Source organism: Peptoniphilaceae bacterium AMB_02 (assembly GCA_036321625.1).
In the GTDB taxonomy this organism is placed as follows: domain Bacteria; phylum Bacillota; class Clostridia; order Tissierellales; family Peptoniphilaceae; genus Microaceticoccus; species Microaceticoccus formicicus.
Map to the genome: position 1 here is coordinate 2,461,699 of CP143259.1, position 20,467 is coordinate 2,482,165.

The 20,467-nt window shown below is 33.2% G+C and carries 19 protein-coding genes, 1 pseudogene and 1 riboswitch; of the genes and pseudogenes, 2 read left to right on the top strand and 18 right to left on the bottom strand.

Annotated features, from left to right (window positions below; translation table 11 throughout):
• Nucleotides 1–64: 64 nt before the first annotated feature.
• A pseudogene (locus tag VZL98_11665) lies at nucleotides 65–1,094 on the top strand (IS6 family transposase).
• Between the two features lie 235 nt (nucleotides 1,095–1,329).
• Here VZL98_11665 and VZL98_11670 read toward each other — a convergent pair.
• From VZL98_11670 to VZL98_11695, 6 genes are all read right to left on the bottom strand, one after another.
• Complete coding sequence (locus VZL98_11670) at nucleotides 1,330–2,229, bottom strand: radical SAM protein (protein ID WVH63333.1); 900 nt, start codon at nucleotides 2,227–2,229, stop codon at nucleotides 1,330–1,332.
• Nucleotides 2,230–2,705: 476 nt separating this feature from the next.
• Nucleotides 2,706–3,437 (bottom strand): pseudouridine synthase, encoded by a 732-nt coding sequence (locus tag VZL98_11675; GenBank protein ID WVH63334.1) that lies wholly within the window; start codon nucleotides 3,435–3,437, stop codon nucleotides 2,706–2,708.
• Nucleotides 3,400–4,374, bottom strand: coding sequence for a DUF4349 domain-containing protein (locus VZL98_11680; protein WVH63335.1), 975 nt, complete (start codon nucleotides 4,372–4,374; stop codon nucleotides 3,400–3,402). The genes VZL98_11675 and VZL98_11680 overlap by 38 nt, the downstream gene beginning before the upstream one ends.
• Nucleotides 4,375–4,391: 17 nt before the next feature.
• Nucleotides 4,392–4,565 (bottom strand): hypothetical protein, encoded by a 174-nt coding sequence (locus VZL98_11685; protein ID WVH63336.1) that lies wholly within the window; start codon nucleotides 4,563–4,565, stop codon nucleotides 4,392–4,394.
• On the bottom strand, nucleotides 4,546–5,199 hold the full coding sequence (locus VZL98_11690) for a hypothetical protein (protein ID WVH63337.1): 654 nt from the start codon (nucleotides 5,197–5,199) through the stop codon (nucleotides 4,546–4,548). Before VZL98_11690 ends, VZL98_11685 begins: the two co-directional genes overlap by 20 nt.
• Entirely contained in the window at nucleotides 5,192–5,731 is a 540-nt protein-coding gene (locus VZL98_11695) for a sigma-70 family RNA polymerase sigma factor (GenBank protein ID WVH63338.1), read from the bottom strand. The genes VZL98_11690 and VZL98_11695 overlap by 8 nt, the downstream gene beginning before the upstream one ends.
• Before the next feature lie 337 nt (nucleotides 5,732–6,068).
• A riboswitch (THF riboswitch) is annotated at nucleotides 6,069–6,162 on the top strand.
• 40 nt (nucleotides 6,163–6,202) lie between these two features.
• On the opposite strand from VZL98_11695, the gene VZL98_11700 reads away from it, so the two are divergent.
• Nucleotides 6,203–6,712 carry a folate family ECF transporter S component gene (locus VZL98_11700; GenBank protein WVH63339.1) on the top strand — a complete coding sequence of 170 codons (510 nt, stop codon included), beginning with the start codon at nucleotides 6,203–6,205 and terminating at the stop codon, nucleotides 6,710–6,712.
• 18 nt (nucleotides 6,713–6,730) lie between these two features.
• Here VZL98_11700 and VZL98_11705 read toward each other — a convergent pair whose 3' ends face one another.
• The 12 genes from VZL98_11705 to VZL98_11760 all read right to left on the bottom strand — a co-directional run bounded on the left by VZL98_11705 (nucleotide 6,731) and on the right by VZL98_11760 (nucleotide 19,775).
• Nucleotides 6,731–8,233 carry an IS1182 family transposase gene (locus tag VZL98_11705; protein ID WVH63340.1) on the bottom strand — a complete coding sequence of 501 codons (1,503 nt, stop codon included), beginning with the start codon at nucleotides 8,231–8,233 and terminating at the stop codon, nucleotides 6,731–6,733.
• Nucleotides 8,234–8,408: 175 nt separating this feature from the next.
• Nucleotides 8,409–9,236 carry a DegV family protein gene (locus tag VZL98_11710; protein ID WVH63341.1) on the bottom strand — a complete coding sequence of 276 codons (828 nt, stop codon included), beginning with the start codon at nucleotides 9,234–9,236 and terminating at the stop codon, nucleotides 8,409–8,411.
• Nucleotides 9,237–9,562: 326 nt separating this feature from the next.
• Entirely contained in the window at nucleotides 9,563–10,183 is a 621-nt protein-coding gene (locus VZL98_11715) for a TetR family transcriptional regulator (protein WVH63342.1), read from the bottom strand.
• A 135-nt stretch (nucleotides 10,184–10,318) separates the two neighbouring features.
• Nucleotides 10,319–11,059, bottom strand: coding sequence for an AIR synthase related protein (locus VZL98_11720; protein ID WVH63343.1), 741 nt, complete (start codon nucleotides 11,057–11,059; stop codon nucleotides 10,319–10,321).
• Between the two features lie 3 nt (nucleotides 11,060–11,062).
• Nucleotides 11,063–12,034: a phosphate acetyltransferase gene (gene pta / locus VZL98_11725; GenBank protein WVH63344.1), complete on the bottom strand. Its 972-nt coding sequence runs from the start codon at nucleotides 12,032–12,034 to the stop codon at nucleotides 11,063–11,065.
• Between the two features lie 14 nt (nucleotides 12,035–12,048).
• Nucleotides 12,049–12,930 carry a diacylglycerol kinase family protein gene (locus VZL98_11730; protein ID WVH63345.1) on the bottom strand — a complete coding sequence of 294 codons (882 nt, stop codon included), beginning with the start codon at nucleotides 12,928–12,930 and terminating at the stop codon, nucleotides 12,049–12,051.
• Nucleotides 12,931–12,938: 8 nt separating this feature from the next.
• The gene (locus tag VZL98_11735; protein ID WVH63346.1) at nucleotides 12,939–13,472 is read right to left on the bottom strand and encodes a DUF4446 family protein; all 534 of its coding nucleotides are present in this window, start codon (nucleotides 13,470–13,472) and stop codon (nucleotides 12,939–12,941) included.
• Nucleotide 13,473: 1 nt separating this feature from the next.
• Nucleotides 13,474–14,616 (bottom strand): aminotransferase class V-fold PLP-dependent enzyme, encoded by a 1,143-nt coding sequence (locus tag VZL98_11740; protein ID WVH63347.1) that lies wholly within the window; start codon nucleotides 14,614–14,616, stop codon nucleotides 13,474–13,476.
• A gap of 95 nt (nucleotides 14,617–14,711) precedes the next feature.
• A complete protein-coding gene (locus VZL98_11745) occupies nucleotides 14,712–15,356 on the bottom strand; it encodes a cyclodeaminase/cyclohydrolase family protein (GenBank protein ID WVH63348.1) in 645 nt (214 codons plus the stop codon).
• Nucleotides 15,349–16,191: a ParB/RepB/Spo0J family partition protein gene (locus tag VZL98_11750; protein WVH63349.1), complete on the bottom strand. Its 843-nt coding sequence runs from the start codon at nucleotides 16,189–16,191 to the stop codon at nucleotides 15,349–15,351. The genes VZL98_11745 and VZL98_11750 overlap by 8 nt, the downstream gene beginning before the upstream one ends.
• Nucleotides 16,192–16,207: 16 nt before the next feature.
• Entirely contained in the window at nucleotides 16,208–16,975 is a 768-nt protein-coding gene (locus VZL98_11755; GenBank protein ID WVH63350.1) for an AAA family ATPase, read from the bottom strand.
• A 1,576-nt stretch (nucleotides 16,976–18,551) separates the two neighbouring features.
• On the bottom strand, nucleotides 18,552–19,775 hold the full coding sequence (locus VZL98_11760) for a competence/damage-inducible protein A (protein ID WVH63351.1): 1,224 nt from the start codon (nucleotides 19,773–19,775) through the stop codon (nucleotides 18,552–18,554).
• Nucleotides 19,776–20,467 lie beyond the last annotated feature (692 nt).

Genomic DNA, 20,467 nt, shown 5'->3' on the forward strand with positions numbered 1-20,467 from the left:
GACCCCTTGTGATACAATAGTTTTATCCACAAAACCAGTACTCCCAAGAAAGGAATGAACTCTTATGAATAATAATGTATCACTTATCTGCCCAAGATGCAACAATAACTCGTCTTTTTATCGTTACGGCTTTGATTCTCGTGGATATCAAAAATATCTTTGCCGATCATGTAATAGACAGTTTGCACCTAATAATCCAAATACCATAATAGGTAAGCTACCTTCAAGAAAATATCAGCCTTGTACTGTTTGTGGTAAGGCTACTTTTCTTCATCATGACTTTACTTACTATAGCAATCTTAGGTGTTGTGATAAGTCTTGTAATCACTCTTTTAAGGTTTCTAAAGCCATGCCTATTGATTTCCAACCTTACCGGTAAAGACCATTTTAAAGGACTCAGATTTCCTGTTAATATAGTTTTAAAAGCCATGCACCTTTACTTCATCGGTAAAAACTCTCTTAGAGAGTGTGCTTTTTTGATGAAAACCCTGTTTAATGTGTCAGTTAGTCACACTACTATCCATAGCTGGGTATCGGGGTTTGCTCCTGCCTTTAAAGAAATTTCAGATTATTTTAAGTCTTATCTAGATCTAAATTCTGATGAGTGGCATTTGGATGAAACCGTAGTCAAAGTTGCTGGGATTAAATCATATATTTGGTTTGTTGAAGATTCTGAAACCAGGTTTATCGTAGATTTTAACCTATCTCCTCACAGAAATTCTGATTCTGCTTTTGAGTTGATTAATTCTGCAAAAGAACATGGTTGTCCTAACTCTTTGGTCACTGATCGCTACAGTGCCTATTTAAAACCAATTGAGGTCTATTTCCCAGACCAAGAACATATTAGAGTTGAAAGTTTTCACGACGATATTTCAAATAATCTAATTGAATCTTTTCACTCTCAGTTTAAGTCTTGGTATAAAACAAAGCGTGGTTTTGAAAGCTTTGAAGATGCTAACAATATTATTTCCATGTTTGTTTTCTACTATAATTTTATTAGACCTCATAGTTCTTTAAACGATATGACTCCTGCTAAAGTAGCTGGTCTTGATATCTCTGAGGCTGAGCAACACAAATATTTGATAGCTGCTTGATTTTTTACTCAAATAAGTTAGGCTTTAGTTGAGTAAATAATCTCATCATTATTATAATTATTCGTACTTTTGTGAATATATTCTATTGTTTTTTCTATTCTTTCATTTTAAGTTTACATTACCTTAGGCTATGCATATTCTATATACCCTTTATCAGATAATATATTCATGTTAAATGATTGATAATCATTATCAATTCCTGTATTCTAGGGAAGTAGTCCTTATTAGAGGTTATTTATTCCATATCCAAAAGAGACATTTGCCTATCGATTTGAGCTTCCAAAAATATGTGATTAATCTCATCGATCTTATAATATAGTTCGTATTTTTGACATGTGATTTCAAACATTTTTCTCAGTTCATGCGTTTTAGGACTTTCACAGTAGTATTTATTTCCAAAAGTCTTTTTGTAGATTTCACTAATCCCCGGAAAGTGAAGGTCTAATTTTTCATAATAGTAGTTCCTTTGATTGCCTCTGAGTGTAAGTCCAAAAGAAGGATAGATGAATTTAGCTCCTGCACTTTTTGAGGCTTTAACTACTTTTATAATATTATCCTCATTATCGCTTATAAAAGGTAATGTTGGAATGAGCAAAACTCCGGTATTGATACCTGCAATATTGAGTTTTTCTATAGCTTTAAATCTTTCTGTAGGTCTAGAGGTATAAGGCTCTGTTTTTGAAGCCAGTATATCATCGGCAGTATTGATTGAAAATAAACAGAGTACCGGCTGAGTTTTGTTAATTTCTGTCAATATATCTATATCTCTAATTACAAGATTACTCTTCGTAGTAATTATGATTCCATGTTGATATTTTAGTATTAATTTAAGAGCCGCCTTGGTAAGCTCTTCTTCTTTTTCTACGGGATTATAGGGATCACTCATAGCCCCCATCCCTATTGTCAAGGATTTTCTTTTTTTCCTAAGCTCGTTTTCCAAGATTTCAATGGCATTTGTTTTCGCTTCTATTTCATCAAAGTTTATTATCCCATAGCACTGACTTCTACTGTCACAATATATACATCCATGACTGCAGCCTCTATAAAGGTTAATACCATAATCATAATTAAACCAGTATTTGCTCTTTTTTTGTCTAATCAGTATACTCTTGTATTCCCTTGGTCTATCCGCCATTTTATCACCATTATTAGAAAATATTTTTCTTACCTTTTTGTAATCTTTATAACACATTTCCTACATATATTTTATTTAAAATAGTCTTGTAATAAGGAAACACAAATAAATCTTAGGAGTGATGCCTTGTATATAGAAACAATAAAATATAAACAAAATAATAACTAACACAAAATAATGCTAACAACAAAATAAAATAAATATTTATAGTCGAGAAAATAAATACAAATCTTATTCCTCCTACCCGTCGTAATTGCGACCAATAAGAAATTGTTAAAATAGATATCGACTATGAGGAGCAGACTTCTGCTCCTCACATACTTACCCCATAGTGGATTTCCACTATTTAAAATATGCAATTTTCTTCACTCAGTTCAATACTTCCTCCTTTCAAATTTTAGTAGGAACTGAGTTTATATAGATAATTACTCTCCTAAAAACATCCACTCCCCTAAGTGGATGTTTTTATTTGATTTTTATTCCATAATTTTTTGAATCCATTCCATTTCGCTGCGATTGAGTTCTCTGTATTCACCTTCACCAAGATCTACATCGAGTTCGATTTCACCCATCGAGAGTCTCTTGAGTTCCACTACTTTCATACCAACGGATTCAAACATCCTCTTGACCTGATGATACTTACCTTCCTGTATAAAAACATGCACTGTAGACATCTGGCCTCTTTTAAGTATTTCCAGCTTAGCAGGTAAAGTTGTATAATCCTCCTCCGCTAGATATATTCCGTTTTTAAAAATTTCAATTTCTTTTTCAGTAACTCTTCCGTCAATTTCTGCATGATATTTTTTAATAATCCCGCTCTTAGGTGATATCAGTTTATGTGTCAGATCTCCATCATTGGTTAGTATCAGAAGTCCGGTGGTGTCTATGTCAAGTCTTCCAACAGGATATGGTTTGAAATGGAGATAGTCTTCATCTATCAATTCAATAACCGTTTTATGATAGTCGTCTTCCGTAGCACTTATATAGCCTTTCGGTTTGTTAAGCATAAGGTATATAAATTCCCGATATTCTAGTACTTCTCCCCTAACTTCAATGATGTCTAAATAGGCGTCCACTTTTATGGACGCCTGTTTAGCATATTCATTATTTATTTTTACTTCCCCTTTTTTTACTAGTTCTTTAACTTCTTTTCTGGATCCGTACCCCATATTAACTAGGATTTTGTCCAGTCTCATCATCTTCTTCATCTACTAAAACCTCTTTTTTCTTAGTGCTTTTGAATTTAAAACCTTTCAATCGCTTTTTAAGGAATTTATAAATAAGTCTTAATATCACAAATAGTATAATCAGCAGAATCAAATTTGGGAAGAAATATATGAAACTAATCAGTAAATCCCCCATACCTTCTACAAATTCTTTCATCGAACCGGATACTGCGTTTTTCAGTCTGTCAAAATATGAGGTAGTAGGTGTTTCTACTTGAGTAATAACCTTGACTTCTTTTAATTGAATGTATACAGTGCTATAATCTACCTTATCATCGATATTTTGCAAATCCGATTTGATTATCTCAATTTTAGTTATAGTTTCAGATAAGCTATTTTCGATTTCTATAATATTTTCAACTGTTTCAGCCTTTTTAAGCAGTTCTCTGAGTCTATTTTCTTTGTCTTGAAGTACTCTTAATCTTGTTTCATTATCCCTATAAGTCTTCGTAACATCGGATTTACTGATGTTTTCTGATATCAGTGTTCCTACCCCTTCACCCAAGGATGCCTTAAATTCCTCTACCTTGTCCTTAGGTACCCTTATAGTAATATAAGCATATTTGACTTTTCTGTTATAACTACTTCCGAATTCTATATTTGAATCTTGTACATAAGCTTTTACAGCTTTAGCAGCTTCGTTTATTTTCTCTACAGATTCTTCAAATTTTGTTGTTTCAAAATTCATATCGATAGTGACTATTACTTTTTCCGGTTCTACACTTTTAGATTCTTCGGCACTCTCTCCTGCATCTTTGTAATCTTCTGTAGTGCTTCCACCGGTTCCAAAATCTCTATCACTTATATATATTTCACCTGCAGGCATCTCGTATTCATTTTTACTAGCAGGTTTGGAACATGCAGTAAATACTAAAAACAATACTAATAACAAAACGATACTGACATTTCGCTTTCTCATCGTTATTACCTCACTTTTTATTTAACTTCGAATTTCAGCTCTAAATTTACCCCGTTAATATCTTTAGTAAGTGTATAATTCCCGTTTTCAAGGTTTATTCCGAAATACTTTTCAGAATTCAGTTCTACATATCTTGTACTTCCTGTTGGAATTTTTAGATTTCCAACTTCCCTATCTGCTAATACTTCCAATGCTTCCACCATCTTTGGATAAAACAAAATTATCATCGATATTTATTTCAGCACCGGTATCATTTCTAATATAAATTCCTATAGGATCTCCAGTTTGATATGAAGGTTTATTTAAGCCCATAGACAGTTTATCAACTGTAACAATCGGTGCATCCTCGCCATCAGTCCTAGACTCGACAGTTGTCGTTTCATCATTCGCATCTTCTGTTTTGGCTTCTTCTGTTTTTTCCTCTTCTTTTTCGACTTCTTCGTTCAGTTTTACTTCGACTTTACCCTCAACCTTTTCTTCTACTCCCTGATCTTTTTTATCTTCAGTCTTTTGTAGCTTAGCTTCTTCCTTCTTGGCTTCCATCTTGGTATCCATAGCAGGTTTATCAGATTTTAAACCGGGCAATAAGTTGATACTTGCTGCAACTATAATCACAAAAACAGCCGCAACAGATACGAGCTTTCCTGTTTTACTGGTCAGAAAACTCATAATATCAAAACCAGGCTTATTAATTTTCTCCATCACTTTTCTATCAAATCCCGGAGAAAACTGAATATCCATATCGGATATCTCTTCATAATGTTTTGATTTATCAATTACGTATTCAGTTAGAGCTTTTTTTATTAAATTGTCTTTTTTATTCATCGCTATCACCAAACTTCCCAAGAGCAAATATTATTCTTTTTCTTCCTCTCTCAGCTCTCTTCCTAACAACTTCTTTTGATATTCCCATGCTCTTTGCAATCTGTTCATCGTCCAGTTCATTTACATATCTTAGAATAAGAACATCCCTATATATATCCGGTAGTTTATTAATTGCATTTACCACTCTTCTATACTCGTCTTTGTTCTCAATTTCTTCACTTACATCCGGAACATAACCCATATAGGATTCGTTAAATTCAATATTTCTACCTTTATTTTTTCTATATATATCAAGCGCGGTGTTTTTAACTATAGCTGCAATATAACCTTTTGTCTTATATGACTCTAAATCGTCTATATTGCTGAGCGCACCACTTATTTTAAGTATTGAATCACTTACTGCATCCTCGGCTTTGGCTTGATTGCCTAATACCTCGTATGCTATTACATACATGTAATTCTTGTATCTTTCATAAATATGAAGAAGTTTACTTTTTTCTTCTTCATTCATTAACATGCTGATAAATAACATCTTTCCCTCCTAATCCATCTTTATCCCCGTATTGAGGATACTTTACTCTGTTTAATAAAGTATATCATAAAATCAGCATTTAACTACTTTTTTTCTTCATATATATAACGATTAAACCGTGATTCTGTGACATATGGATATTCTTGCATAATATATACTATTATTTACATTTATACGATACCTTTTCAAACAAAATTTATTGCTAAGTAAAACAGATTCTAGTGTGAATTATAGCTTATTTCATAATTCCACGATATATGCAATGAAAAATATATTCTCTTGTATATATATTTAAACCATGATAGAATATATTTGTAAATATAAGTACAGTAAAACTGTCAGAGTAGGTAATGGTGCGTTAAGTGCTGGTAGATGGGAAGTTGCTATCAGACGAAAACCTTGGTTTACGATACCATTCCGCGTCCGCTGCCACCTATAACTCCTTTGTGTGGCACAAAAGGAGGTTTTTTTATGCTTGATACTAAAAAATTGGTAACTGTTGGACTTTTAATAGCAATAGATGTAGTCCTAACCAGGTTTTTCAGCTTTCAAACACCGATTGTACGATTAACTTTTAACTTTATTGCAATTGCTGTAACAGGAGCTCTCTATGGTCCTCTTACTGCAGGAATAGCTGCTGCACTTGCAGATATAATAGGAATGTTATTGTTCCCATATGGTACTTTTTTCCCGGGATTCACGCTTTCCGCTTTCCTAAGAGGTGCTGCTTATGGAGCGATATTCCATAATAGAAAGATCGATATTAAATCAATAATCTTGGCTTCTGCTATAGTGGCCTTTGTTATTGGACTTGGTATCACTTCATTATGGCTAAATATGACTACCGGTACACCATATTTTAAACTGGTACAAGTAAGAGCCATTCCGAATCTTATAACTTTTGGAGCTCAAGTATTAATACTATCAGTAATTCTAGATAGAATCGTAAAAACCGGCAAATCAATTTTAAAGAGTTATTAATAAACAAAAAAGAATAAACTAAGGTAAAGCTAAAGGCATTAGAATTTCTTCTAATGCCCAGACTGAAGACAAACCCTGATTAAAAATCAGGGTTTGCTCTATCTTGACAAATCTATTAGCAAAGTTCAATATTTTTCTTAAAACACTATTATTTTTGGGTGGTTTTTTATCTCTTTTACTTAAGATTATTGCTAACTTTTTCATATTTAGGGTCGCAAAAGTAAGTGCTGCTTTCATATCCATTTTCTTTATACCTACCATATTGGTATATCTAAATCCATGATATTCCTTTGCACTCCCAAATTGCCTTTCTATTGTTTTTTTTCTCTTTTTATACTCTGCTTTCCCTTTATATGTATACCGGTATTCTTCTGAGATATCAAGATAATCTTGCCAGATATGTCTAGTTATTATCTTTTGGTGTTTTTTACTACTTGTACACCTTCCTAGGTACCCACAGTTTACACAGATCTTTGGGTTGCTCTTGTACTGCCTATATCCTTCTCTATTTGTGGTTGAGTATTCTAATATTTCATTTGCTGGACAAAGGTAACAGTTGTAGTATTCGTCATACACAAAATCTCTTTTGTAGAATGGGTTTTCTAGTTTTGGTTTTGTTTTTTGCCTGGTGTATGGAAATACTGGAAATACTCCATCATCAAACAGTTCTTTCGCTATTGCCGGGAATTTGTAGCCTGCATCCATAACTAGTTTTTTAGGGTTCAATCGTTTTAACTTTTCATCAAAGAAATCTTTAAATGTTGTTCCATCGTGTAAGTTTCCAGGATATGATTTAAAACCTAATATCCATCCATTTTTATCACATGATGTCTGTACGCTGTATGCAAATACTTCTTTATGTTCACCTTTATGGAATAGTCCTGCTTCAGGATCTGTTGTGCTTTTTGTTACTTCTTTTAGTTCTTCATCTTTATCTTTAGGATCAAATGGCTTTTTATCATGTTTTTTTCTATCTTCGTTTATTTCTTTTTCTAACTTTTTTTGATAGTATTTTACCTCTTTTTTCACTTTTACTTTAACAACCTTATACCTATTGGCATGTGCTTTAACATGTGTTGAGTCAACAAATTGGATATTTGTATCAACTAAGCCTTCTTCAATGGCTTGTAGTAGTATGTTTTGAAAAATATCTTCAAATATGTTTGTATCTTTAAATCTTCTTCTGTAGTTTTGACTAAAAGTTGTGAAATGAGGTATTTTATCGTAAAAATCAAAACCTAAAAACCATCTGTAAGCAAGATTTACTTCAATATCTTTAATTGTTTGTCTCATGCTTTTTATGTTGAAAAGGTATTGGATTAAGGTAATCTTAAGCAAAACAACGGGATCTATACTAGGTCGTCCGTTATCAAGACAGTACAAATCTTCAACTAATTCATATATGAAATCAAATTTAATGTATTTATCTATTTTTCTAAGTATATGATCTTCGGGAACCATTTGATCTATTGAAATCATTTGAACTTGATCAACTTTGTTTTTAGAATTTTTAAATAGCATATTAACACCTCTCTCTTAGTGTTATATATACCCAAAACGGCTTAAACTACACATAATATGGCATTTTTAGAACAAAAAAAGCACAGCTAGAAATTTTTTCTAGCTATGCTTTGTCAACAGTCTGGGCATTAGAATTTCTTCTAATGCCTTTACTTTTTTATATAAATATTTTTGACTACTTAGTACTAAACAATATTCCAAATGCCTTTAAACCTATATGACTGCCTATTACCGGTCCCAAATCATCTATTGTAATTTTTGCATCCGGATGTTTTATGCCCAGGGATTCAATCAATTGATTTGCCACCTCATCATTTGAGATATGGCAGATAGAGATTCTATTGGTGTTTTCAGGAATCATCTCTATAACCCTTTCTATGGCTTTTTTAGTTCCTCTTATTTTCTCAACCAGTTCCAATTTACCGTCAATTAAGCCGATTATCGGTTTTAATTGAAGAAAATTACCTATGGATGAAGCAAAGGATGAAATCCTTCCACCTCTTTTTAAGTACTCCAAATTATCTACGATTAGAAATACTTCGTAATTATCCCTCTCTTTTTCAAGAATTTCCACTACCTCTTTAACCGACTTCTCTTCTAATAATTCCAAAGCTCTTTCTATCATAAATCTTAAATTGCTTGCAGTATTTAAGCTGTCTACTATGGTAATTTTGGAGTTCTCGATCATCTCAGATGCAAGTACCGCATTGCTATAAGTTCCGCTTATCAGCGAAGAAATGGTAATTACCAAGAGCTCATCGTATTTCTCTAGCCATTCATTATAGACTTTTAAGAAATCACCGGTAGAAGGTTGACTTGTAACCGGAAAATCCTTAGATTTTTCAAATCTATTGAAAAACTCATCAAAAGTCTCGGTAACGCCCTCGCAGTAGTTCTCTCCTTCGAAAGTGTAACTCAGCGGAACTATCCCAATATCATGTTTCGAAATAAACTCACTATCCAAATACGCAGTACTATCCGTAATAATACCTACTTTTTTCATCTTATCTCCTTTATATTTCCTATTATCATATTTACTAATCTTATATATTTAATTATAATATAATATTAATTTATTGACAATATCTATTCATGGTTATAAATAAGCCATCTATGAGAAATAGATTCTGTTTAATTAAAAATCATCCGTATTTTGATTTTTTATGTAGAGTATATTTCCTGTCATAATCTATCTTTTCCCAATTAAATCCATATTCGTCTTTTATGAATCGGTATTACATATTTTGCCTCTCATCTTTCAAGTAAATAAAAAGGATAGTGTCGGAATTATTCATCCCAATACACTACCCCTTATATACTTGAGTATTCTTATTTCATATCCAATGCTTTACGGACCTTTAATTGGTACTCTTTGTCACCTTTTAGACCCTGTTTCTCTCTTATTTGTCTACTTAAGCCGAGGAAGCCCTTTAGCACATAGTGTTTAAGTTCATCTTCTGTCAAAGTGGTCTTTCTCATTGCTAATGTTCTTGCCATACCGTAGATATAAAATATCATCATCTCTGAAAACTCTATTACATGCTCAGCATCCAAATCCGTTAAATCTCTTATCATTCCTATAACTTCTGTATTTGAGCTGTCTAAAAAATCATAGAGATTAGGTGCATCATATTTATTATTCATAAACAGAAAACCAAATAAATTTTTCTGTTTATCTGCAAAATTTACATATTCCATAATCATTGCAAATAGTGGAGTCTTATCAACGATTCTCTTCTGTTTCTCCGTATTAAAATAATCCTTGGCGCTTTGATATACGGATTCTCTTAAATCGTCCATATTTGTAAAATTACTGAATATAGGTTGAGTGGAGCATTCTAATTCATTAGCAATCTCCCTTGCATTAAATCCATCAATCCCGTGTTTTGATATTACATTTAGTCCTGCTTCTATAATATCATTTTCACTTATCCTTTTTTTCGGTGGCATTTTTTCAACTCCTTTCCAAAACCTATTATAAATCATTTATATCCTCAGTAATATATTTACCCTTATTTTACAAATCTAACTATTTTTTAAAATATTTGTTAAATATCAACGGTTATATCTAGGTTTTGTAATATATTAAATTAATATTGCCAAAGGAGTTGTCTTTATATCCAAATCTTCAGATAATTTATGGCTATCTTCTTCTTTGAGTGTAACCAGTACCGATGTACTTGGTCCACTGCTTTTCTCCAAATCTAAATCCGTTTTAAAGATAAGCGCTTTTGATTTTGCATCTCTTTCTATGTTTCTAAGTTCATTCCTGATGCCCGTTGAGCCTACAGGTAAAATCTCCTTAATATAAGGCAGTGACCTTACTTTTTTTAAAAGTCCGGCATTCATTACTTCACTTTTACCAGCGTCGATAATTTCCTGCCCAACTAAGGGCATACCAAGAACTGCAACTAAATCTCTTTTTTCAGATTTGAAAATTGGAGTCTGTACAATATCAGTCACACCCAAAACGGTAATTCCTATTCCCGTCATGGTAGTGATAAAATTCTCTTCGGTACTTCCATTCAAGCATTGAGTAGTATCCATACCAACTGAATTCATGGCTTGGACTACTCCATCTATTATCCGTTTTCCGGTGGGTTTCATCTCCACACATAGATTATTTATGACGAGCACAGGCTTCGCGCCATAGGCGATAATTTCCATAAGGGCGACCTGTGCTGCATGGTATCCTACAACTTCAGGATCTACCTTTAGTGCATCATTTTCTTTTGATCCTATGGATCCGGAAGAGTCGTTGGCAACTACCAGATTTTTATCCCCAAGATTTATAATACTTAAATCTCTAAACTTGACGATCTCCATATACTATAAACTTTGTAGAGCGGTAATCATTGCAAGTTTATAAACATCTTCTTCAGAACATCCTCTCGAAAGATCTGAAATTGGAGCATTAAGTCCCTGTAGTATCGGTCCTATAGCCTCGAATTTACCAAGTCTTTCTGCAATCTTATATCCTATATTTCCAGCTTGTAAGTCCGGGAAAATAAATACATTTGCCTGACCTGCAACTTTTGACTCAGGAGCTTTTTTCTTTCCGACTGAAGGTACAAGTGCAGCGTCGAATTGCATCTCACCGTCTATTGCAAGTTCCGGAGCCATTTCTTTAGCTAGTCTGGTAGCCTCTGCAACTTTTTCCTGCTCCGGAGATGAAGCTGATCCCATAGTTGAGAAACTCAGCATAGCAACTTTAGGATCGATTCCAAAGATTTTTGCCGTTTTAGCAGTTTCAACAGCCAGTTCTGCCAATTGATCCGCTTCAAGAGTTATATTGATAGCTATGTCCGCAAATACATATCTTTCATTATTTGGTCCCATCATTACCATGGCACCACTAATTCTCGATACCCCCGGAACAGTCTTTACAATTTGAAGTGCAGGTCTTACAGTATCTCCCGTTGATCCAACAGCACCACTGACCATCCCGTCTGCTTTTCCAAGGTATACAAGCATAGTGCCAAAGTAGTTGCTGTCTTTTAATAGTATTCTGGCTTGCTCCTCAGTAGCTTTACCTTTTCTTCTTTCTACAAATGCATCGACCATAGCATCAAATTCATCATATGAATCTGGATCGATGATTTGTATACCTTCTAAATCAAATCCTTCGTTTTTAGCTATCTCTTTAACTTCTTCCTCTTTTCCTATTATTATAGGAGTTACTATCTCGTCTTTCTTGAGTCTTGCACAAGCACCCAGTATTCTAATATCTTTTCCTTCCGGAAATACTATGGTCTTGTCAATACCATCCAATTTAGCTTTTAGTTCTTCAAATAATCCCATTTTTCTCCTCCTGTTTACACTATAATTTTTAATGCATCTCTTTTTATAATTACATTTAATTCCTCTTTAAGTAAGCTTATCTCTCCATCTATATTGAGCTCAATATAATCCTTTGGTTTAATTGTAACACTCTTGGCCCTAAAATATACGACTTTTTCACGGTTTTCCAGATGTACGCCTTTAAGTAATTCAATAAATATCCTTATAATCGATATCTTGGACATATCATTTCCTATGCATACATCAAGCAGTCCATCATTCATCTCAGCCAAGGGCAGTATATTGAACCCGCCACCGTAATAATTTCCATTTCCGATAGCTGCTAAGAGGACACCGCCCTTATATCGTCCTTCTTCAGCATATATTTCCAGCTCTTTATTTTTATACCTGGTAAAAGCCATTATAAGTCCCAGATAATAAGCAAACTTACCTTTGATATGTTTTTTTACCATATCGGTATATTTTACTACTTCGGCATCAAATCCAACCGATAAGACATTTAAAAATATATTTTCACCTGCAATCCCTATATCTACAAGCTTTTCCTCACCATAGATTATTGAATACATGGATTCTTCAAAATTTCGACTTATATTTAAACTTTTTACAGCATCATTTCCGGTCCCTGCAGGCATGATTCCCAATCGTACATCTCCAAAGGCAAGTCCCTTTGCTACTTCTTTGACCGTTCCATCTCCACCTACTGCAACTACGGTATCAAAGTCTTCGAAAGCTGTTGCTTTTGCAATTTCAGTTGCATGCCCCGAACTTTCCGTCAGTACTATCTCATATTTAATATCAGTACCGTTTAGATAATCAGCTATTTTCTCTCTATAGTTTAAAGCACGACCTGATCCCGCAATAGGATTTATTATAAATAATATCTTTCTTTGCATTTTAAAAACTAACCGTTTTGAAGAGCTCTACCAAGTGCAATCTCTTCTTCTATTGAAAGCTCCTGTACGCCCTTGCCCTTTCTGATTTCCTTGGCATATGTGCTGGAACTTTCTCTTCCAAATATGCTCGTAATTATTATTCCGTCCGATCTCGAATCTAAAAGTGTCAGTGAAAAAGACATCTCATTGGTAACATACTCAAATGCATTATACTTATGAAATCCGATTTTCTGGATTGAATCAGAACTCTTACCACTGATTTCATTTAGTTTTGAATTCAATAACCTGCTATTTTCTTTCATTTCTTCTTGCAATTTCATGATTATTTCATCATGATTTTCAAGATCGGTACTATGTGCAGCAATTAAACCCTCCATATCGAGTTCACCCCTGCCTCTTAATAATGTGTCGTATCTCCTTCTTAATCGATTTAACTTTCTATTTGTATTAGATAAAATCATAAAACAAAAAATTATAGCAACCAATAGAATAAAGAATAATACCACATTAGCTGTTTGGATAAAATTAATGAAACTTGACATTTTAATACTCCTTAGCTATCTCTTTTAAAATTCTAACTGCTTCCAAGACTTCTTTATCGGTGTTAAAGTAGCCAAAACTAAACCGAGCAGCCCCAAAATCAGTAGTTCCTATCGACTTATGCGCAAGAGGAGCGCAGTGAAGTCCGGGTCTAATAAAAATTTCATAATCCTCACTTAAAATGTATCCAAGCTCGGAAGAGTCCATATCTTTAAGATTCAAAGAAACCACAGCGCCCTGTCTATTATCCAGAGTTCCGTATAATTTGAAATCCTTATCGTCTAAAATATTCTCAATAAATAAATTTTTTAAAGATTCCTCATGTTCCCTTATATTCTCAAGACCCACTTCTTCAATAAATTTCAATCCCTCTCCGAGTGCAATAATTCCGGGACCATTAGAAGTTCCACATTCCAGTCTGTCCGGATAGATTGACGGTTGCAAGGGATCACTGGAAAAACTTCCCGTTCCGCCTTCTTTAATATGATCCAGCTCCAGTCCCTCTCTTATATATAATCCTCCCGTTCCCATAGGTCCAAGCAATCCCTTATGTCCCGGAAAGCATAAAATATCGATATTCATCTTCTGTACATCTATATCGAGTACTCCAATAGACTGAGCCGCATCTACGATATATATTATATTATAATTCGCAGCTATTTGTCCTATTTTTTCAATATCCAATATAGTTCCGGTCAAATTGCTCATATGAGTTGTAACAATGATGCCGGTATTCGGTTTTATCGACTTTTCAATATCTTCAGGTTCTACCATGCCCTGTTGATTTCCTTCCACTATAGTCAGCTCTATTAATGCTCTTCTTTCAAGCTCTTTAAGTGGTCTTAGAACAGAATTATGTTCCATGGAAGTTGTAATTACATGCATACCTTCTTTTACTACACCTTTAATAGCGATATTTAAACTATCGGTACCGTTAAAAGTAAATATTGTATTCATGGTATTTGTTCCATTGACAAATTTAGTCAACCTGTCTCTAACATCGAAAATCTCTCTATCCATTTTTAATGCAAATTTATGACCACTTCTACCTGGGTTAGCACAATATCCGGTAACAACTTCCAGCAACTTGTCGGTAACAACCGTGGGTTTAGGAAAAGTAGTAGCTGCATTATCGAAATATATCATAATTCCCTCCTAAAACTTTTACATTTATGTATGAATTTTGACCTTAAACTGATTCGCTTAAGGTCAAAATTCATATTATTTACTTTAATCTCAAATTAGTCTAATCTTCTATAAGTTCTTTCCAAATAGTCATCCCTTAATCTATGAGCATTTGCTATTAATTCATGGACCTCATCATCAGCCTGCTTGCAAAATTCCTCATCTTTAATGCTCTTTAAGTTAATTATAACATTGAATAGTGCCGCTTCTATAGCAGAAGCTAAGAAAAGTATAGCACATCCGACGTCTGTAATAGCCGATACCGTACCATGCTCTACAAATGGTTCCAATTTGTTAAGAGCTCTATTTGCCAATCTAGCAGTATTTAAAGGAACCTCCAATGCATACTTGTACCCTTCTTGAATTGCATTTGATCTGATTTCCTTCTCTTCTTCTGTTTCTTTAGGAAGTTTGAAAGCTTCGAGTACTTTATTAAATGATTTTGCATCTTCATTTACATAGACTTCCAATTCCTTAATAATCTCAAAATACTCATCTTTTAAATCTTCCAATTGATCTTTGATATTCTGATCCAAATCCTCATAAGCTTTTTTGCCATAAGAAAGATTTAAAACCATTATAGCAAGAGCTGTTCCCAGTCCACCTACATAAGCTGCAACTGAACCTCCACCCGGATTAGGTTCTTTATCCGAAGCATTGTCCAAATACTGTTTTAAGCTTAATCCCATCAAATTATCCATAATTTTCCTCCTTAAAGAATTCATATATTCTATCGAGATCCTCATTGCTAAAATAGCTAATCTCGATTTTACCACCTTTTTTACCGGGTATGAGTTTTACCTTTGTAGCGAGTACTTCGGTAAATCGCTCTTCCATGTCCTTAATAAAAATATCAACTTTACCGGTATGCTTTTTCTTAGCCCTTCTCTCAATCTCTCTGATATTGATTTTGTTTTCGAGAAGCTTGTTCAAATACTCTTTTCTCTCCAGTGGGTTCTTAATTGAAAGCAAGGTCCTTCCTTGGCTGGAGGTGATTTCCCCTTTAATTAAATACTCCTTAATATAATCATCCAAGCCCAATAATCTTAAACTATTAGCTATATAGGATCTGCTCTTCCCAACTTTAGCAGCTAATTTTTCCTGAGTTAAATTATATTCGCTTAATAACTCTTCGTAAGCCAGAGCTTCCTCAATCGGATTTAAATCTTCCCTTTGTATATTCTCTATTATAGATATTTCTTTAACAATGTTGTCTTTTACATCCTTTATAAGAGCAGGTACTTCTTTTAAACCCGCAATCTTAGCCGCTCTATACCTACGTTCTCCTGCAATAATCTCAAACTTATCTCCAACTTCTCTCAATAAGAGTGGTTGAAGAATTCCATGATCACTTATGGATTTTGCAAGTTCAGCTATGGTTTCATCATCGAATTGTTTTCTAGGTTGATCTTCTCTAGGATAGATTAATTCAATATCGATACTTTTAATTTGCTCAATATCACTAGACTCATTATCAGGTGCAGTATCCCTGATAAGAGCGCCAAGACCCCTACCTAGTCCGGTCTTTTTTTTCATATTACCAGGCTCCTTATCATCTCTTATTATTTCTGACAACTTCTTTTGCAAGTTTGGTATAGGCCTGTGCACCCTTAGACTTTTCGTCGTACTCGATTACACTTAAACCATAAGATGGTGCTTCGGCAACCCTAATATTTCTCGGAATAATACTTTTAAAAACCTTATCCTTAAAGTATTTTTTGACCTCCTCTACCACTTCCAAAGCCAAATTGTTTCTACCGTCAAACATAGACAGTAGTACTCCTTCTATTTCCAGCGAAGGATTTAAACCGGTCTTTATAAGCTCTAAAGTAGCAATCAATTGGGAAACACCCTCAAGTGCATAATACTCACACTGAATCGGAATAAGCACAGAATCTGCAGCAACAAGAGCGTTAATGCTCAACTGTCCGAGCGATGGAGGGCAATCCACAAGTATAAAATCGTAATCATCTTTTACATAATTTAATACTTTAGAAAGTCTAGTCTCCCTGGTATCCAGCATCACTAGCTCCACTTCAAGACCTGCCAAATCCGGTGTAGACGGTAAAATACCAACATTTTTTGAACTGGTTTCAAGTATGAATTCCCTGGAATCTTCAGTACTTATAAGCAGCTCATAAATCGTATGCTCCAACTCTTCCTTATTTATACCCAGGCCTGAGGTAGCATTTGCTTGCGGATCGACATCCGTTACCAATACCTTTTTCTTTAAATTCCCGAGTGCAGCTGCTAAATTAACAACTGTAGTCGTTTTACCGACTCCACCCTTCTGATTAAAAACACAAATAATTTTACCCATAAACACTCTCCAAAGTATTCAAATCGGCATTACATTTCACCGGATAATAAATATATATTTAACAATCAATTCATAAAAATACAGAATTCTACTCAATCTATTTTTATCAATTTATTATTAAATATCATGTTTTCTTTAGCCCCAGCTAAAAGGAATAAAAGACAAACTTTGTCATATTATTAACTATCTCTTTATTATAAAAATCCCTCCATAAATTTATTTCGTAAATACATTTTTTAACAAACTATCTATAATAAATGTATACTGATAAATTTGAAAATAATACTTGTATTTAAAATATCTTGCCTACATACGTCTAAATAATCCACTCGTATTGAATGTATTTTAAGACATATTACAGCTCCTTACAGCTATTATCAATTACTAAAATCTCAAATTCAAATTAAATAATCACTTATGAATATTATAACATAGACATAGGAATATACCAATTTTAGAAAGTTAAAGATTGCATATTAACCATTTTAAAATCTCGCATGAGCATACAATATAATTATAGCTTAAATTACTGTCATTTATTCGAAATCATTAGACATCAAATGATATATTAGTTTTGAGAATGTTTCATGTGAAACATCATTATTAATGAAAGAATATTTTGATACTATTAAGAAATATGATTATTGGATTGAGCGGATTTAATTTGCTAAGTATAATAATTGTACTTAATACTTTTAATTATTTAAACAATTTAAAATTTTCAGATTGAATTATTTTATTATAATAGTTTACTCGTTTTAGTGGATTTAAACTATCACGGTAGATCTAGTTTTTTAAGAATACTCAATGTTTCACGTGAAACACAAAATAATAAATAATGCCTAATGATTGTTTCACGTGAAACATCATTATTAAAATTAATATCATAAGGTATCATTTAAAATATTCTGTATAAATTAATCATATATGAAAAATGAAATGAATAAGGTATTGGATTGTTTATTTGTTAGTGCTAATGAGAATTTAAGGCTAATCCGAAGTATTAAAATCTTGTAGATATTGTAAATTTGAAAATTGAATAATCAACAATTTCAACTAAAAAGAACCCTTTATTGAAATTTGTTTCACGTGAAACATTATGTCAATATGTGTTATAATTCAAAATCTAAACAAATGAAGTTATACTTAGAATTAGTTTAGTTTTTTAAGTAGTTTTCTTTATATAATGGTATCCAAATTCCAATATACCTAATGATATAACCATTTTATCTAATTTAGTTAACTATTATAAGCAGAATATAGTTATCCAAAAAGTAAAACCCCTAAATTGTTACACGTGAAACAATTTGGGAGCTTATCGATAGTTTTATATTATCATATATTTGTTTTAGTAATTAATAGAGCCTGATGTTTCACGTGAAACAATAATGGACAATAATTCTAAAATTAAATTAAGTCCATTAACTTATAAAAATCAAAGATATAGATTAAAGCATTTTATATTTATTTTAATGTATGCAATTATTAGCATTATAACTCCGGAATTCTCAACTCAAACAATTTAAATGTTTCACGTGAAACAATTAATTACATGGCTTAAATAATATTATATTACTTATATATCTTTATCAAGTAGCCTTTTAAGTAGTGCATTTAATAATTCTCTTGTTACTCTTTGTCGTATTTCGTTTCTTAGTCCTTTAAATACTCTACCATTTATATAGAGTTCATCATTAATTAGATAGCCATAGTAAGCTAAGCCGACTTTATCATCATTCGGTCCTGCATATCCTGTAGTTGCAAGACAAATATCAGATTTAGTAATTCGCCTAATTCCATAGAGCATTTCTTTGAGGACTTCAGGGCTGACTGCACTGTGTTTTTCCAATATGTCCTTATCTACACCAAGGATCTCTTTCTTGGCATCATCGCTATAGACTACATAAGATTCACTTATGACACTGGAGATTCCGGGATAATTGATTAGGGTAGAGGCAACCATTCCACCTGTAATGGATTCAGCAGTTGAGATTGATAAATCCTTCTCAATAACTATTTCTCCTATTCTCTCCTCTAGAGGTCTTTGATCATAACCTAAATAATTTTCCTTAAAACGTTCTTTAAAGGCTTTTTCATAAGGTTCAAACAAGACTTCTGCACTTTCCAAGTCTTTTGCTGCTGCTGTAAGTTTTATAACTAGCGCTTCTTTTTTTGCATAAGGTGCTACCGTCGGATTTGTCTGAGTATCTATTAAATCTTTGATAATGCTGTACATCTGCCATTCTCCCATGCCTGTGATTCTGTAGAACCTAGAGAAGAACTTCTGCACACTGAATTTTGAAAGATAGGGATATACATACTCTTCGAACATCGGTTCCATCTCTTTAGGTGGTCCGGGCAGTATTATAATAATTTTACCTTCAGCTTCTATAATCCCTCCATCGGCTGTTCCAAATCTATTTGGAAGGATGATAGTCCCTTCAGGAAATACTGATTGTTTCATATTGTTTTCAACGGAGTTTCTGTCTGCAAAATACTCCTTCAATCTCTCATAACTCTCGTCATTGAGTAACAACGGCAAATCAAGTACCTTGGCGCATGCCTCTTTTGTAATGTCATCCGGCGTAGGTCCGAGTCCTCCGGTCAGTATCAGGATATCATTATCTTGAAGGCCCGTGATGATAGCTTTGCATAGCCTTTCAAAATTATCTCCTACCGTGGTATGTCTATAAAGAGGGAGACCTAGTTCAGCCATTTTTGTAGATATATATTTTGAATTGGTATTTAAAATATCTCCAAGTAATAATTCTGTTCCGACAGATATAATTTCAGTTTTCATTTAATCACCTCTACATAGATTATAACTTATATTCTACTATTATATAATTCTTTTATAGACAGGATTCACGTATTTATTGTTAGTTATTTATTAAACGTATTTTCGCTATTTCATTCATCTTATATAGATTATGAATATTATAATTTTAGATTATTATAATAGAGGCTCTAGAATGAACGTAGAGACCGTTTTGTAGTTTTCTCATAATACAAGACTCTAAATTTATTCTGATAAAACCAGAAAGATGGCTCAAACCGGCTTATGTCAATTAATATATATCTTTTGGAATATTAATCCAGTATAAAAAAAGAATTTAGTAGCTGAATTCGAATGTAAAAATAAAGGCGAATAAAATAAACCTAAAAACGGCTCGGGGGAGAAAATTCTAGATTACAATTTTTTAGCTCTTTTTTAGCACGCCCGATTGAAAAATTTGTAAGATTAAAATAGGTGGGAAAATAAACATGTAATTGTGGGTATGTTTCTTAGTTTATCGGTTGTAAGGAAAGAGTTTGGAAATAAACGTGGAAGTGTGGGCACTTCCTCTGCTTCTTTAACTGATTTAATCATAGAGTCGGTAGAGGTTTGGATAAATGGTGAGTTTAGGATATATAAGTAGAATTCTTCTAATTCTTTTATTCCTTTCACTCACTCAGTTGCTATCACAGGCATCTCTCTTTCCAACTAACCAA